Genomic DNA, 15,195 nt, shown 5'->3' on the forward strand with positions numbered 1-15,195 from the left:
GGCCGCGCGGCGGGATGGGGGCGGCGCCGCCCGGAAGGCGGCCCGTCTCCGACAGGGCCCGGCGCAGCAGGAACTCGATCTGCGCGTTGGCGCTGCGCAGCTCCTCGCCGGCCCAGCGTGCGAGCGCGTCGTAGACCTGCGGGTCCAGGCGCAGGAGCACCTGCTTGCGCGCCTGCCGTGCGGCCCGGGGTGCGGGCCGGCCCGCGCCCGGGTCCTCGCCGCCGGGGGTCACTGGTAGAGGGTCCCCGTGTTGATGACGGGCTGGGCCGCGCGGTCGCCGCAGAGCACCACCATCAGGTTCGACACCATGGAGGCCTTGCGCTCCGGGTCCAGGTCCACGATCTCCTCCTCGGCCAGTCGCGTCAGGGCCAGTTCCACCATGCCCACCGCGCCCTCGACGATCTGCTTGCGGGCCGCCACGACCGCGCCGGCCTGCTGGCGCTGGAGCATCGCGGAGGCGATCTCCGGAGCGTACGCGAGATGCGTGAAGCGGGACTCGATGATCTCCACGCCCGCCGTCTCGACCCGGGTGGCCAGCTCCGCGGAGAGCTTCTCGGTGATCTCCTCCGCGTTGCCGCGCAGCGAGAGCCCGCCCTCGTCGTGGGCGTCGTAGGGGTACTCGATCGCGATGTGCCGCACGGCCGTCTCGGTCTGCGTCTCGACGAACTCCGTGAAGTCCTCGACCTCGAACACCGCGCGCGCGGTCTCGGAGACCCGCCAGACCACGACGGCGGCGAGCTCGATCGGGTTGCCGTAGGCGTCGTTGACCTTCAGGACGGCCGTCTCGTGGTTGCGGACCCGGGTGGAGATCTTCCTGCGGGAGGTCAGCGGGTTGACCCAGCGCAGTCCGTCCGCCCGGATCGTGCCGCGGTAGCGGCCGAAGAGCTGGACCACGCGGGCCTCGCCGGGAGCCACCGTGTTCAGTCCCATCATGGCGAACAGCGAGCAGAGGGCCAGCAGGATCCCGGCCGCGATCATCGCCGCCTTGGGCCCCGTCGTGGTCGCCGCCGCGCCGGAGGCGATCAGGGCCACCCCTCCCGCCGTGCCCAACAGGCCCAGCAGCAGGGCCAGTCCGCCACCGACGCTGTGCGCCGCGAACTCCCGGACCTCACTCGGCCGGCGGTCGACTGCGGTTGTCATGAATACCCCCGTTTGGTGTGGTGCGTCCGGTCGCGATCGGCCGAAGCGCCTATCAAAGTGATAGCACTTTTTGCGTTCACCGCAACCCTTCAGGTCTCATGGGCGTCGGTTCCATCGGAGTGGGTGCTGATTCTCACGTCCGAATTGACCGGTATTGATCAGAATTAGCCGTCCTTTGTCATAGCCTGCGGTGTTAGTTTTCTGAGCTGACGTCGGGGGGGTAATCGAGCGGAGCGGGAGCGATGGGCCGAGCAGAGGCGCGACGGGCGCAGCAGCAGCGCGGTGCGCGGAAAGCGCCGAGCGGGCGTGCGGGCAAGTCGACCGGGAAGAAGCGCAGCGGCATACGCCGCTTCCTCAACTGGAAGACGATCCTGGGGACTTTCCTCGGAGGTGCCCTGCTCCTCATCATCGGAGCGGTCGCCCTCTATTTCTCCGTGGACCCGCCGGACCCGAACAAGAACGCGATCCTCCAGAGCAACACGTACAAGTACGCCGACGGTTCGATCATGGCCCGCACCGGCCAGATGAACCGCGAGATCCTCCCGATCGACAAGATCCCCGAGGACGTGCGGACCGCCTTCATCGCCATCGAGAACAAGTCCTTCTACAAGGACAGCGGCGTCGACGTGATCGGTGTCGCCCGAGGCGTCGTCAACACGGCCCTCGGCCGCGGCAAGGCCGGCGGATCGACGATCACCCAGCAGTACGTCAAGAACTACTACCTGACCCAGGACCAGTCGGCGACCCGCAAGCTCCGCGAGCTGGTGATCTCCATCAAGGTCGACCAGCGGATGAAGAAGAACGAGATCCTCGCCGGTTACCTGAACACCAACTTCTACGGCCGCAACGCCTACGGCATCCAGGCCGCCGCCCAGGCCTACTACGGCGTCGACGCCGAGAAGCTGAACCTGGAGCAGGCCGCCTACCTCGCCGCCGTCATCCAGGCCCCCAGCCAGTACGACTGGGCGATCGCCGGGCCCAACGGCAAGCGGCTGGTCATGATCCGCTTCAACGCCGTCCTCGACAACATGGTCGAGATGGGCAAGCTGGACCAGGCCAAGCGCGCGACCCTGAAGTTCCAGGAGCCCATCAAGCCCAAGCCGCTCCCGGGCATGGACGGGCAGAAGGGCTACCTGGTCCAGGCCGCCAAGCAGGAGCTGAGCCGCCAGAACATCAAGGACGCCGACATCGCCGCCGGCGGCTGGACCATCACGCTCAACATCGACAAGAAGAAGCAGGCCGCGCTGGAGAAGGCCGTCGACGACGAGCTGGAGTCCAAGCTCGACCGCAAGAACACCAAGGACCGTCCCCAGGACCAGAGCGTCCAGGCCGGTGCCACCTCCGTCGACGCCAAGACCGGCCAGATCGTCGCGATGTACGGCGGCGTGGGCCTGACGGAGAAGGCCGAGAGCAACGCCCTGCGCACCGACTTCCAGCCGGGCTCGACCTTCAAGCCGGTCGTGCTGGCCACCGCCCTGGAGACCGGCGCGAAGACCCAGGACGGCCGTCCGATCACGCCGAACGCCCTCTACGACGGCACCAGCAAGCGCCCCGTCGTCGGCAGCGCGACCGCCTTCGCCCCGCAGAACCAGGACAACATCAACTACGGCGACCCGATGCTCACGGTCCAGGAGGCCACCAACTCCTCCGTGAACTCCGTGTACGCGCAGATGATCGTCGACGCCAAGCCGGAGAAGGTGAAGGAGACCGCCCTCTCCCTCGGCATGCGCGACCGCGACGGCTGGCCGGCCGACAGGCCCGCCATGTCGCTCGGCACGATGAGCGCGAACACCGTGGAGATGGCCGGCGTCTACGCCACCTTCGGCAACCACGGCAAGAAGGTCACCCCGACCATCGTCAAGAAGGCCGAACACGCGGACGCCGACTTCAAGCCGGTCAACCCGATCGGCGCGCAGGTCCTGACCGCCAAGACCGCCGACACCGTCACCAAGGTCCTCACCGGCGTGGTCGAGGACGGTTCCGGCAAGGCCGTGCGCAGCTCCGCGTACGACGCCGCGGGCAAGACCGGCACCACCGAGTCCAACGTGGCCGCCTGGTTCACCGGCTACACCCCGGAGCTCGTCACCGTCGTCGCGATGTTCGGCGAGGACCCGAACTCGCACAACCAGGTCACCCTGACCGGTACCGCCGGCAAGGGCCGCGCGGGCGGTTCCAGCTTCCCCGCCCAGATCTGGCAGGCGTACACCACGGCCGCGCTCAGGGGCCAGTCCACCGGCCAGTTCGACCTGGAGGACGCCGAGATGGGCACCCCGCCGGCGCCGACCCGCAGCCCGTCGCCCACCGCGTCGAACCAGACGGTCGCCCCGACGCCGACCGGCTCCGCCACCCGTCCCACCGGCACCCCGGACCCCACGGGCAGCACCGGCAAGCCGGACCCGACCGGGCCGACGAAGAACCCGACGCCGACGACGAAGAACCCGACGCCCCCGACGAAGGACCCGACGCCGCCCACGAAGGACCCGACGCCGCCGCCGAACCCGCTCCTGGGCCAGTAGGCACCCCGGCACCACGACGCACCGCCGCCCCGCAGCGATCATGCTGCGGGGCGGCGGTGCGTCGTGCGTACGGGACCGGTCCCGGGATCCGGGGCGGCGGGACGGGACGTCAGCGGCGGTCGTGCGCCCCCGGCAGCGGGAGCTCGAACCAGACGACCTTCCCGCTGCTCAGCCGGGTGGCGCCCCAGCGCCGGGCCAGCCGGTTCACCAGGAACAGGCCGCGCCCGCCCTCGTCGGTCTCCCGCGCCCGCCGCTGGCGCGGCAGCTGCGGGGAGTCGTCGCCGACCTCGCAGCGCAGCACGTCCGTGCGCAGCAGGCGCAGCGTCACGGGCCGCTCGGCGTACCGGACGGCGTTGGTGACCACCTCGCTGACCAGCAGCTCCAGCGAGTCGCTCAGGTCCTCCAGGCCCCACCGGGACAGCGCCCGGCGGGCGAAGCGCCGGGCCCGGCCCGGAGCGGTCTCCTCCGGGTCCAGGAACCAGTACGCGACGTCGCTCGGCGCGATGCCCTCGAAACGGGCCGCGAGCAGGGCGATGTCGTCGTCCCGGTCGCCCGGTCCGAGCATGTCCAGCACGTCGTCGCAGAGGGCCTCCAGCGGCGGCGAGTGGTCCAGCCCCGTCAGCTGCGCGGTGGTCGCGAGCCGCTCGCGCAGCTGCTCGATGCCGGTCCACACGTCCCGCAGCCGGGACTCCACCAGTCCGTCCGTGTACAGCAGCAGGGTGGCCCCGGCCGGGGCGTCCAGCTCGACGGCCTCGAAGTCCACGCCGCCGACCCCGATGGGGGCGCCCGGCGGGACGCGCAGCACCTCGGCCCGGCCGCCCAGGTGCAGCAGCACGGGCGGCGGGTGGCCGGCGTTGGCGATGGTGATCCGGTGCGAGACGGGGTCGTAGACCGCGTAGAGGCAGGTGGCCATGCGGTCGGAGCCCAGCCGCTGCGCCTGCTCGTCCAGGTGGTGCAGCACCTCGGCGGGCGGCAGGTCCAGCTGGGCCAGGGTCTGCGCGGTGGTGCGCAACTGGCCCATGATCGCGGCGGAGGTCATGGAGTGGCCCATGACGTCGCCGACGACCAGCGCGACCCGGCTCCCGGGCAGCGGTATGGCGTCGTACCAGTCGCCGCCCACCCGGGCCGTCTCGGCGGCGGGCAGGTAGCGCGAGGCGAGCCGCACCCCGGTGGGCTGGGGGAGGCTGTCCGGCAGCATGGTGCGCTGCAACTCGTCGGCGATGTAGGCCTCGCGGCCGTAGAGCACCGCCTTGTCGATGCCGAGCGCGGTGTGCGTGGCCAGCTGGGCGGCGACGAGCAGGTCGTTCTGCTCGAAGGCGTCCCGGTCCGGGGTGCGCAGGAACACCGCCGCGCCGATGACGCGCCGGCGGCCCCGCAGCGGGGCCAGGATGGCCCGCTGGCCGCGCGGCACCGGATGGTCGGACCCCAGCAGCTCCGGGAGCGCGTCGCGGGCTCCCGCGGCCGATCCGAAGACGGGCCGTACGCCGCGCAGCACCTCGGCGAGGGCCCCGCCGGCGCGGATCTCGCAGAGCTCGGCCGCGGGCAGGTCACCCTGCGGGCCGACCAGCGGCAGCTGGCTGAAGTCGAGCTCCCCGGCGGCCCCCGCCGCCCCCGCGCCCTCGCCCCCGTCCAGCGCCAGGTCGTCGATCGGCCGGAGCCGGTCGGTGCGCCGGAGCCTTAAAACGACCGGGCCGACGGGCCGCTCGTCGCCGACGGGCAGCGGGTCGCGCAGGTAGACGAGGATGGCGTCGGAGAAGGTGGGCACGGTCGCCCGGCACAGGCCGAGCACGATCTCGTCGAGGTCGATGCCGCGCGCGATCCGCCGGGTGGCGGCCCCGACGAAGCGCAGCCGGTCGCCCTCGCGGCGCGCCACGCCGACCTCACCGGGACCGGTGGCACCGGCCCCGGGGGCGGACCCCGGTACCGGGGGCGCCGCGGGATCCGTGGCCGCCGCGCCGGGAGCCCCGGCGGCGGCCGTGGCCGGGCCGCCGGGGAGCGGTTCGCCGCCGTCCGCGTCCCGCCGTCCCGCGTTGCGCGCGGCCTCGCCGTCGCGCGCGCGGGCGCCGGCCGGGCCGGTGTCCGCCGCGTCGTGGCCGGAGGCCCGGGTGCCCTGCGGTCCGCCGCTCCCGGCGGCGCCGCGCGGGCGCGGGAGGTCGGCTGCCGGAGTCTGCGCATGCGTGCGTACGGCCTCGGCGGCCGCGATGGGGGCCTTGCCGTGGCCGGGCTCGTCCGTACCTCCGCCTGAGGCGACGGCGGGCTGCGGGCCCTCCTGGGAGGTGGGGTACTCCGTCACGCGTGGAATTCCGTCCGTTTGCGCTGGATGTGCGCTGCACTCAACTCGGTCAGTCGCGGTATACCCGCTCAGCGGCGGGGGCACCATCACCCCCGGGATCCGCGTCCCGCTCGTTACCTCTCGTTCGGCGTCGACCTCCGGTCAAGTCCCGGTCGCCGCAGGTCATTTGCGGTTACGGGGACCGGTGGGCCCCCCGCGCACGACCGGCGGAGGACGATCCTACGTTTGAACCCCGGGGGCGCATCAAGGGTCTCATGACGTCATATGCGCCGGGGTGCGGTCCCAGTCCTCGGGCAGGGCCGGAACGCCCCAGGCCGGATCGGGCCGCCAGTCTTGCCAGCCGTCGCGGAACGGGGATCCCCAGGCCTCGATCACGCCGACCGCCGCCCGCCCGGCCTCCTCGACCCCCCGGGCCTGCTGCGGATCCATCAGCCCGATGCGCTGGGCCTGCGCGAACTCGTCCTCGTCGCGCCAGTTCCAGGTGCGGTCCGGGTAGACGGAGATGTCGAGGAAGTGGTCCACCGAATCCACTCCGCCGGACCAGCGGACGAGGGGCTCTTCGAGGTTCACGTACCAGTTCTTGAAGCGCCAGCCGTGGTCCCAGAACAGCCAGACCGACCACGGCTCCCCGGGGCGGGCCAGCTTGAGCACGCCCGCCCCGAACCAGCGCGAGCGCGCGGTGGTCCGGGGCGCGGTGTAGCGGGTGGCGAGCGGCTCCTCGTGCACGGGGGTGCCGTCCGCGAGCACCGGCTTGACGCATTCGGTGCCGGGGGCCATCCACACCGCCAGCAGCTCGGCGGTGTCCCGCACCACGGTCACCGGACGGGCGATGTGGACCTGGCCCTTGAGCCCCGGGGCGTGGTCGCGGTAGCGCCAGAGGATCCGGTCCCCGGGCGCCCAGTGCGCGTCCTGCGCGGGGCGGTGCCCCGCACCGTTCACGGACCTGTGGGTACCTGTCATGCGCAGATCTTAGGGCGGCCGCCCCCGAACTGGCTGCGTTGCAGGTCACGGAGGGGTGCGGGGACGGTAAACGACCGGATTCGGCCCCTGGGAGGGGGCCGTTCAGGGCCGGGTCATCCGCAGGACGTCCAGGGCCTCGTCCAGCTGTTCCAGGGTGAGCGCGCCCCGCTCGACGTAGCCGGACTCCAGGACGACCTCCCTGATCGTCTTCCGCTCGGCGAGGGCCCGCTTGGCGACCTTGGCCGCCTCCTCGTAGCCGATGTAGCGGTTCAGCGGGGTCACCACGGAGGGCGAGGACTCGGCGTACTCCCTGGCCCGCTCGGAATTGGCGGTGATCCCGTCCACCGTGCGGTCGGCCAGCAGCCGGCTGCCGTTGCCGAGCAGGCGGATCGATTCGAGGAGGTTCCTGGCCATCACCGGGAGCATCACGTTGAGCTCGAAGTTGCCGGCCGCGCCCGCCACGGCGACCGCGGTGTCGTTCCCCGTCACCTGCGCGGCGATCATCAGGACGGCCTCCGGGACCACCGGATTGACCTTTCCGGGCATGATCGAGGACCCCGGTTGCAGATCCGGCAGATTGATTTCGGCCAATCCGGTGCGCGGGCCCGAGGCCATCCAGCGCAGATCGTTGCAGATCTTGGTGAGCGAGACGGCGATGGTGCGGAGCATCCCGGACGTCTCCACCAGCGCGTCCCGGGCCCCCTGGGCCTCGAAGTGGTTGCGGGCCTCGGTCAGCGGCAGCCCGGTCGCCGCGGCCACCTCGGCGATCACCGCGGCGGAGAAACCGGGAGGGGTGTTGATGCCGGTGCCGACCGCCGTGCCGCCCAGGGGCAGTTCGGCCAGCCGGGGCAGGACGGCGCGCAGCCGCTCGACGCCGTGGCGCACCTGGGCGGCGTACCCGCCGAACTCCTGGCCCAGGGTGACCGGGGTGGCGTCCATCAGGTGCGTGCGGCCGGCCTTGACCACCTCGGCGAACGCGGCCTCCTTGCGTTCCAGGGCGGCGGCGAGGTGCTCCAGGGCCGGGATCAGCTCGCCGGTGACGGCGGCGGTGGCGGCGATGTGGATCGATGACGGGAAGACGTCGTTGGAGCTCTGCGAGGCGTTCACGTGGTCGTTGGGGTGCACGTCGCGCCCGAGCCGTTCGGTGGCCAGGGTGGCGATGACCTCGTTGGCGTTCATGTTGGACGAGGTCCCGGACCCGGTCTGGAAGACGTCGACGGGGAAGTGGTCGTCCCAGCGGCCGTCGGCGACCTCGGCCGCGGCGGAGCGGACGGCCGCGGCCGTGTCGGCGTCCAGCACGCCGAGCTTCTCGTTCACCACGGCCGCGGCGGCCTTGATGCGGGCCAGGGCCTCGATGTGGGCGCGTTCGAGGCGCTGCCCCGAGAGCGGGAAGTTCTCCACGGCGCGCTGGGTCTGGGCGCGCCACTTGGCGTGCGCGGGGACCCGTACCTCGCCCATGGAGTCGTGCTCGGTCCGGAACTCTTCGGACCGCTGATCCTCTGTCATGTCGGTTGCCTCCTGAAAAAGTTGAGCAATTGTCTTGTTCGAAGTGTTCCCAACTCCCCTACCGGCCAGTAAATACCGTGGGTAACACCGCCGGTAACACCGCGGGTACCACTGCTATCGGGGAGGCGTTCATGGCACGTGCGCGTACGAAACCCAGGCTCAGATCTACCTTCGCCGCCATCGCGGCGATCGCGGCCGCCCTCGGGGGCGTCACCGCCATCACCCCCATGGCCCAGGCGGCACCCGCCGCCGGCGGCTCGATCACACCCCTCTCGCCGGAACTCGAAGCCGTCCGGGCCGCCGAGGCCGCCAAGATCTACGGGGACCCGGCGATCCGCCCGCTGAACGAGCGCAAGACCGGGCTCATCTCGCTCGGCGACAGCGAGATCTCGGGCGAGGGCGTCGGCAACTACGACCCCGCGACCAACACGTCCGCCAACCAGTGCCACCGCTCGCCGGACTCGGCGATCCACCGCACCGGCATCCCGGCCGACCTGACCTTCAACGTGGCCTGCTCCGGCGGCTACACCGGGAACATCAGGATCGGCGGCAGCAAGCAGTACGCGGACGAACTCGTCCAGAGCGACAGCCTCGCCATCAAGGCCCGCAACACCAGGATCAAGATGGTGCTGCTGGTCGCCGGGGCCAACGACGACCTCCAGTTCGGCCCCGTCATGACCGACTGCGTCACCCGCTGGGTGCTCAGCCAGGGCACCTGCGAGCCCAAGTACGGCCCCGGCTGGCAGGCGCGCGTCGACGGCCTGAAGCCCAAGGTGGAGGCCACCGTCGCCGACCTCAAGACGGTCATGCGCGACGCCGGATACGCCGACTCCGACTACAAGCTCGTGGTGATGGGCTACCCCAGCCCCATCGGCCCCGACTTCAACGACAACCCGAACTTCCCCGGCAAGCTCCCCGGAGGCTGCGCCGGCTACGACTCCGACGCCGCCTGGGGCCGCAACTACGCGGTGCCCACCTTCGAGAAGGGCATGCGCGAGGCCGCCCGCGCCTCCGGCGCCCTCTACCTGGACAACTCGCGCCTCTTCCAGGGCCACGAGGTGTGCATGGAGGACACCTGGGCCCGCGGCCTCTACCTCGACCTCGGGGACCACTTCCCGTGGGACGAGAACACCGCCCGCCAGTCCTTCCACCCCAACTACCGCGGCCACGGCGCCTTCGCGTCCTGCCTGACCCAGCTCTACGACTCCGGCCTGCGCGAGGCCTCCTGCGCCGACCCCGCCAGCACCGGGACGCCCGTCCTGCAGGCCGGCGCCTGGGACGACCTCTACAAGCCCCTCAAGAACGAGGCCACCGGCAACTGCCTCGACGACTTCGGCGGCTCCAGCGCCAACAACACCAAGGTCGTCGGCTGGGACTGCCACGGCGGCCGCAACCAGGGCTGGTGGTACGAACCCGCCCGCGGCGCCGTGCACACCGAACTCACCCAGGACCGCTGCCTTGACGTCCCCGGCGCGAACTACGGGGCCGGCACCGGCCTGATCCTGTGGAACTGCCACGGCGGCGCCAACCAGACGTTCGTCCGCGACGGCGCCACCCTGCGCCCGGCCGCCGCCACCGGCATGTGCCTGACCGTGGCCGCCGCCCACGAACAGCTGCGCCTCCAGCCCTGCAACGGCTCGGCGAACCAGCGCTTCGCGTAACCCCGCCATCCCCTCGGACCCCCCACACCCGGCCGGTTCACCCGGCCGGGTGTTCCCACCTCCGCGACCGGACGGCCCGCACGTACGTCCGTAGTCCGTGGCCTCCGGCCGCCCTCAGCGGGCCCGCGCCCCGAGCAGCTCGCGCACCTCGCGCGGCCGGTTGGTGATGAGGGTGTCCACCCCGAGCCGGACGCACAGCTCCACGTCCTCGGGCTCGTCCACGGTCCACACCCGCACCTCCAGCCCCTTCGCCTTCAGGCGCCCCACGAGTCCGGGATCCTTGCGCACCAGGTCGATGCCGGGGCCCGCGTGCGTCGCGAACGGGGGACGGACGGGCCTGACCCGGCGCTCGATCAGGTACACGGCCGGCAGTCCGGGCGCGAGCCGGTGCATCCGGGTCAGCGCGGTCCGGGAGAAGCTCATCACCTCGACGAGCCCCGACGCCCCGTCGGCCAGGCCGTGGTCGCGCAGCACCCGCACCAGCTCGGCCTCCAGGCGCCCGCCGGCCCGGGTGGGGTGCTTGGTCTCGACCGCCAGCCCCACGGGCCGGTCCGCGGCCAGCGCCTCCTTGAGCAGGTCCTCGAAGAGCAGCACCCGCGCCCCTCGGTGCGCCTCGCCCTTCCACCGCCCGAAGTCGAGCGCGGACAGTTCCTCGTACGTCATCTCGGAGACGACCCCGCGGCCGTCGGAGGTCCGCTCCACCGTCCGGTCGTGCACGCACACCAGCCGCCCGTCGGCACTCAGCCGCACATCGCACTCCAGCGCGTCCGCGCCGTCGGCGATGGCCCGCCGATAGGCCTCGATGGTGTGCTCGGGGTGCGCGTACGAGGCCCCGCGATGGGCGACGACGCGCACGTCGCGGGCGGTGGGGGAGGACAGCTCAGTCATGCCCCAGACGTTATCGGGATGCGCGCTCCGACCCGTTACGGGATGCTCCACCGATGGCTGAACACTTCGTGACGCTCCACTGCGAGCCCTGCGCCTCCTGCCGCTTCGAGGCGTGGCAGCGCGTCGTGGAAGGCCGGCTGCGCTGGGAGGAACAGCGGTACTGCCCCACGGACGAGGCCCTGGCGTGCGGCGGCGGCTGGGGGCCGCCCCCGCCGTGGGTCCGCGAGCGGATCGTCGCCGCCGAGGGCACCGTACGCCTCGCCGTCGGCGGGCCCGACGGCGTCCCGCTGAAGGCCGTCCGCGCGCTGTACGGGCTCACCCTGCCGCAGCTGCGCGAGGCCCGCGAGACCGGCCTGGCGGCGACCCCGGTGGAGGCGGAGCTGCTGCGCGCGGCGGGCGGGCCGGCAGCCCGCCCTCCGACCGTCCCGAGCCTTTAGACGAAGTTCTTGTCGATCAAAAGGTTCATGATGTCGGGGCGGTAGTTGGGGAAGTCCATGGGCACGATGCCGAAGCGGGCTCGCTGGGCCTTCCTCGGCTCCAGGTACGCGTAGACGCTCGGGAAGATCTTCTGGGCCCCGATGGAAGGTTCGGGGATGGGCCCCTTGGCGGTGCTGGTGAAGTTGATGAACATCTGGGAAGTGGTCTGGTCGAACCACGCCGCGTCGAACCAGTCGACGATCGCCTGCTTCTTCTCGTCGTCCGGGACGTTGTACTTGTCCTGGACCTTGCAGTGGTCGTTCCACTTGAGGACGGTCCAGTCGTGGCTGAAGTCGGTGAGGAGCACGACCTTGCCGCGAGCCTGACCCAGGGTGGGCCACGTGGGGGCGGTCCAGAAGAGCGGACGGAAATGCATCGACGGGTCGTCCAGATGCCAGTTGAAGCGCCGCCTGAATTCCTCCGCGCCGAGCGCCTCGCCTCCCGCATCCTCATTCTTGACGCGCATGATGATCACTTCCTTCGGATTGCTCCGCAGGAAGTAGTCGCAGTCGTTGAGGACGTCCGCGAACCGCTTTTTCATGTATACCTTGCCGTGGTAGAGGCCCATTTCGTTCGCGGAGCCCTGCAATCCGTTCAAACGGATGTCGAGGAAGCGGATGCCGTTGTTGAGCTGGGTCAGCAGGTCCCAGTCCTGGCACTTGGCGATGCTGATGCCGCTGTTGGCGCAGGTGTTGTGGGTTCCGGGGATCGTCAGCTTCGTGACGGGAAGGCTGTTGGAGAGCTGTCCCATCCAGGACCGGGCGGACCAGCTCGCAGCGGTTGCCGTACTCGGGAGACCGAGCACGGTGGCAGCGGCCAGGCCGCCGGCTCCTGCTGCCCACTTCAGGACGTCACGACGGGTAGAGCTCATGCCTGTTCTCCGATTCATGGCGAAACATGGGGGAAGAACGCACCCCGACCGCCGATGCGTTGCGGTCCCGGCCGATCAGTACGACCACGACCGGAATTCCTGACGGAATCGCGCTGCGCAAAGCGGTGGATGGCCTCCGGGGCCCACCGTAAATCGGGCCGTTAACGATTCGCTGCCGTCCGCTAATGCCTTGCTGCCGTCCGCTAACGCGCTCTTGCCCGGGCCGCCCGTGGGCCACGCCGCGGGCCCGGGAGGGGGCGGGCACGGCAAGAGCCCCCGGCGCGGGGGCGCCGGGGGCTCTCTGGGGGCGGGGGGGAGTGCCGGGCTACGCCAGGCCGGGGCCGCGGACCGGGATGTGGGTGAACGTCGGCTCCGGGGCCGGGTTCTGGAAGAAGTCGTTGCCCTTGTCGTCCACGACGATGAACGCCGGGAAGTCCTCGACCTCGATCTTCCAGACCGCCTCCATGCCGAGCTCCTCGTACTCCAGGACCTCGACCTTCTTGATGCAGTCCTGGGCCAGGCGCGCGGCCGGGCCGCCGATCGAGCCGAGGTAGAAGCCGCCGTGCGCGCCGCACGCGTCCGTCACCTGCTGCGAGCGGTTGCCCTTGGCCAGCATGACCTTGGAGCCGCCCGCCGCCTGGAACTGCTCGACGTAGGAGTCCATGCGGCCGGCCGTGGTCGGGCCGAAGGAGCCGGACGCGTAGCCCTCGGGGGTCTTCGCGGGGCCGGCGTAGTAGACCGGGTGGTCCTTCAGGTACTGCGGCATCTCCGCGCCCGAGTCCAGCAGTTCCTTGATCTTGGCGTGCGCGATGTCGCGGGCCACGACCAGCGGTCCGGTCAGGCTCAGCCGGGTCTTGACCGGGTGCTTGGTCAGGGTCGCCAGGATGTCGTCCATCGGCTGGTTCAGGTCGATGGAGACGACGTCCGAGGACTCGGAAAGGTGCTCGTCCGTGGTGTCCGGCAGGAAGCGGGCCGGGTCCGTCTCCAGCTGCTCCAGGAAGACGCCCTCGGCGGTGATCTTCGCGGTGGCCTGGCGGTCCGCCGAGCAGGACACGGCGATGGCGACCGGGAGGGACGCGCCGTGGCGGGGGAGACGGACGACGCGGACGTCGTGGCAGAAGTACTTGCCACCGAACTGCGCGCCGATGCCGATCTTCTGCGTCAGCTCGAAGACCTGCTGCTCCAGGGCCTCGTCGCGGAAGCCGTGACCCAGCGCGGAGCCCTCGCGGGGCAGCTCGTCCAGGTAGTGGGCGGAGGCGTACTTGGCCGTCTTCAGCGCGTGCTCTGCGGAGGTGCCGCCGACGACGATCGCCAGGTGGTAGGGCGGGCAGGCCGCCGTACCGAGGGAGCGGATCTTCTCCTCCAGGAACTTCATCATGGAGGCCTCGTTGAGGACCGCCTTGGTCTCCTGGTAGAGGAACGACTTGTTGGCGGAGCCGCCGCCCTTGGCCATGAAGAGGAACTTGTACGCGCCGCCGTCGGTCGCGTACAGCTCGATCTGCGCGGGCAGGTTCGAGCCGGTGTTCTTCTCCTCCCACATGGTGAGGGGGGCCATCTGCGAGTAGCGCAGGTTCAGGCGCGTGTACGCGTCGTAGATGCCGCGCGAGAGGGCGGCCTCGTCCGCGCCCTCGGTCAGCACGTTCTGGCCGCGCTTGCCCATCACGATCGCCGTGCCCGTGTCCTGGCACATCGGCAGGACGCCGGCCGCCGCGATGTTCGCGTTCTTCAGGAGGTCGAGGGCGACGAACTTGTCGTTCGACGAGGCCTCGGGGTCGTCGATGATCCGGCGCAGCTGCGCGAGGTGCGCGGGGCGCAGGAAGTGCTGGATGTCGTGGATGGCCTCTTCGGCGAGCTTGCGCAGCGCCTCCGGCTCGACCTTGAGGAACGTACGGCCGTCGGCCTCGAAGGTCGAGACGCCCTCCGAGGTCACCAGCCTGTACGGGGTGGTGTCCTCGCCCAGGGGGAGCAGATCGGTGTACGCAAACTCTGGCATGACGGCAGTCATTCCTCACTCGGCAGACGGCGCTGGCGACCAATTTGGCAGCGCGGTTAACCAGCGTAGGACCTCCCCCGGGGGCTTTGTCTGTGAGGTAAGGCTCAGTCGGCCCGGCGGGGGAGTATCGCGATCTATCGTGTCTCGCTATGCTGGCTGACGTGGACCTGGAAAAGCACCCTGCCGCCCCCGCCCCCGTGGCCGCCGCCCCCGCCGGGCTGCGCGCCTCCGACGCCGATCGTGACCGGATCGCCGAGATCCTCTCCCACGCCGTCGCCGAGGGCCGGCTGACCGCCGAAGAGCACTCGGAGCGCCTGGATTCCCTCTACGCCCTGAAGACGGTGGGAGAGCTGGACGTGCTGGTGAGCGACCTCCCGGCCGGCGCCGCGGCCGCCGCCCCCGCCGTCCCGCCGACCGCACTGCCGGCCGCCACCGTGTCCGGCCCGGTCGAGACGGTGGTCGCCGTGTGCAGCAGCTCCGCCCGCAAGGGCCGCTGGCGCCCCGGGGCCCGCACCCGCGCGGTCTCGGTCCTCGGCGACATCACCATCGACCTCACCGAAGCGGTCTTCGAGCAGCAGGTCACCGAGATCAACGTGACCTCCGTCCTCGGCAACGTCGAGGTGCTGGTGCCGGAGAACGTCACGCTGCGCGGCTACGGCGGAGGGGTCCTCGGCAACTTCGAGGTGCGCGGCGAGGGGGTCGAGAGCGACCCGCAGGCGCCGGTGGTCATCGTCCGCGGATTCGCGCTGCTCGGGAACATCGAGGCCCGTCCCAAGCCCGGATCCCGCCTGGTCGACCTGGCGCACAAGCTCCGCAAGCGGCTCGACGGCTGAGCCGCCGGGCGGGCCCCGGCCCCGGTTCCGGAGCCCCGTACGGGGGGCGCGTGCCAG

Annotated in this window: 12 protein-coding genes; 4 read left to right on the top strand and 8 right to left on the bottom strand. The window is 71.2% G+C overall.

Going from position 1 to position 15,195, the window contains the following annotated elements:
- Both ABZW32_RS26235 and ABZW32_RS26240 read right to left on the bottom strand, forming a co-directional pair.
- Nucleotides 1–232, bottom strand: a 232-nt coding sequence (locus tag ABZW32_RS26235) for a hypothetical protein (RefSeq protein ID WP_356220064.1), incomplete at its 3' end; no start/stop codon positions are given.
- Nucleotides 229–1,140 carry an SPFH domain-containing protein gene (locus ABZW32_RS26240; protein WP_356220066.1) on the bottom strand — a complete coding sequence of 304 codons (912 nt, stop codon included), beginning with the start codon at nt 1,138–1,140 and terminating at the stop codon, nt 229–231. The genes ABZW32_RS26235 and ABZW32_RS26240, both read right to left, overlap by 4 nt.
- A 242-nt stretch (nt 1,141–1,382) precedes the next feature.
- On the opposite strand from ABZW32_RS26240, the gene ABZW32_RS26245 reads away from it, so the two are divergent.
- A complete protein-coding gene (locus tag ABZW32_RS26245; protein ID WP_356220069.1) occupies nt 1,383–3,656 on the top strand; it encodes a transglycosylase domain-containing protein in 2,274 nt (757 codons plus the stop codon).
- A 109-nt stretch (nt 3,657–3,765) separates the two neighbouring features.
- Here the strand turns inward: ABZW32_RS26245 and ABZW32_RS26250 are convergent, their stop codons facing one another.
- The 3 genes from ABZW32_RS26250 to ABZW32_RS26260 form a co-directional block, all read right to left on the bottom strand.
- Nucleotides 3,766–5,949, bottom strand: coding sequence for an ATP-binding SpoIIE family protein phosphatase (locus ABZW32_RS26250; RefSeq protein WP_356220072.1), 2,184 nt, complete (start codon nt 5,947–5,949; stop codon nt 3,766–3,768).
- A 252-nt stretch (nt 5,950–6,201) separates the two neighbouring features.
- Nucleotides 6,202–6,909, bottom strand: a complete 708-nt coding sequence (locus ABZW32_RS26255) for a DUF402 domain-containing protein (RefSeq protein ID WP_356220074.1) — start codon at nt 6,907–6,909, stop codon at nt 6,202–6,204.
- A 102-nt stretch (nt 6,910–7,011) separates the two neighbouring features.
- Entirely contained in the window at nt 7,012–8,415 is a 1,404-nt protein-coding gene (locus tag ABZW32_RS26260) for a class II fumarate hydratase (RefSeq protein WP_356220077.1), read from the bottom strand.
- 131 nt (nt 8,416–8,546) lie between these two features.
- Here ABZW32_RS26260 and ABZW32_RS26265 point away from each other — a divergent pair, with 131 nt between their 5' ends.
- The gene (locus ABZW32_RS26265) at nt 8,547–10,076 is read left to right on the top strand and encodes a ricin-type beta-trefoil lectin domain protein (RefSeq protein ID WP_356220079.1); all 1,530 of its coding nucleotides are present in this window, start codon (nt 8,547–8,549) and stop codon (nt 10,074–10,076) included.
- A gap of 114 nt (nt 10,077–10,190) precedes the next feature.
- On the opposite strand, the gene ABZW32_RS26270 is transcribed toward ABZW32_RS26265, so the two are convergent.
- Nucleotides 10,191–10,964: a glycerophosphodiester phosphodiesterase family protein gene (locus tag ABZW32_RS26270; RefSeq protein WP_356220081.1), complete on the bottom strand. Its 774-nt coding sequence runs from the start codon at nt 10,962–10,964 to the stop codon at nt 10,191–10,193.
- A 53-nt stretch (nt 10,965–11,017) separates the two neighbouring features.
- Between ABZW32_RS26270 and ABZW32_RS26275 the strand changes: the two genes are divergently transcribed.
- Nucleotides 11,018–11,401, top strand: coding sequence for a hypothetical protein (locus tag ABZW32_RS26275; RefSeq protein ID WP_356220084.1), 384 nt, complete (start codon nt 11,018–11,020; stop codon nt 11,399–11,401).
- Here ABZW32_RS26275 and ABZW32_RS26280 read toward each other — a convergent pair.
- Nucleotides 11,398–12,312, bottom strand: coding sequence for a phosphatidylinositol-specific phospholipase C (locus ABZW32_RS26280; protein WP_356220086.1), 915 nt, complete (start codon nt 12,310–12,312; stop codon nt 11,398–11,400). The genes ABZW32_RS26275 and ABZW32_RS26280 overlap by 4 nt on opposite strands.
- A 325-nt stretch (nt 12,313–12,637) precedes the next feature.
- Nucleotides 12,638–14,305 (bottom strand): fumarate hydratase, encoded by a 1,668-nt coding sequence (locus ABZW32_RS26285; RefSeq protein WP_356220089.1) that lies wholly within the window; start codon nt 14,303–14,305, stop codon nt 12,638–12,640.
- Nucleotides 14,306–14,466: 161 nt separating this feature from the next.
- On the opposite strand from ABZW32_RS26285, the gene ABZW32_RS26290 reads away from it, so the two are divergent.
- Complete coding sequence (locus ABZW32_RS26290; RefSeq protein WP_356220091.1) at nt 14,467–15,138, top strand: DUF1707 domain-containing protein; 672 nt, start codon at nt 14,467–14,469, stop codon at nt 15,136–15,138.
- The last annotated feature ends 57 nt before the right edge of the window (nt 15,139–15,195 follow it).

It is taken from the genome of Streptomyces sp. NPDC004667 (assembly GCF_040609475.1).
GTDB lineage: Bacteria > Actinomycetota > Actinomycetes > Streptomycetales > Streptomycetaceae > Streptomyces.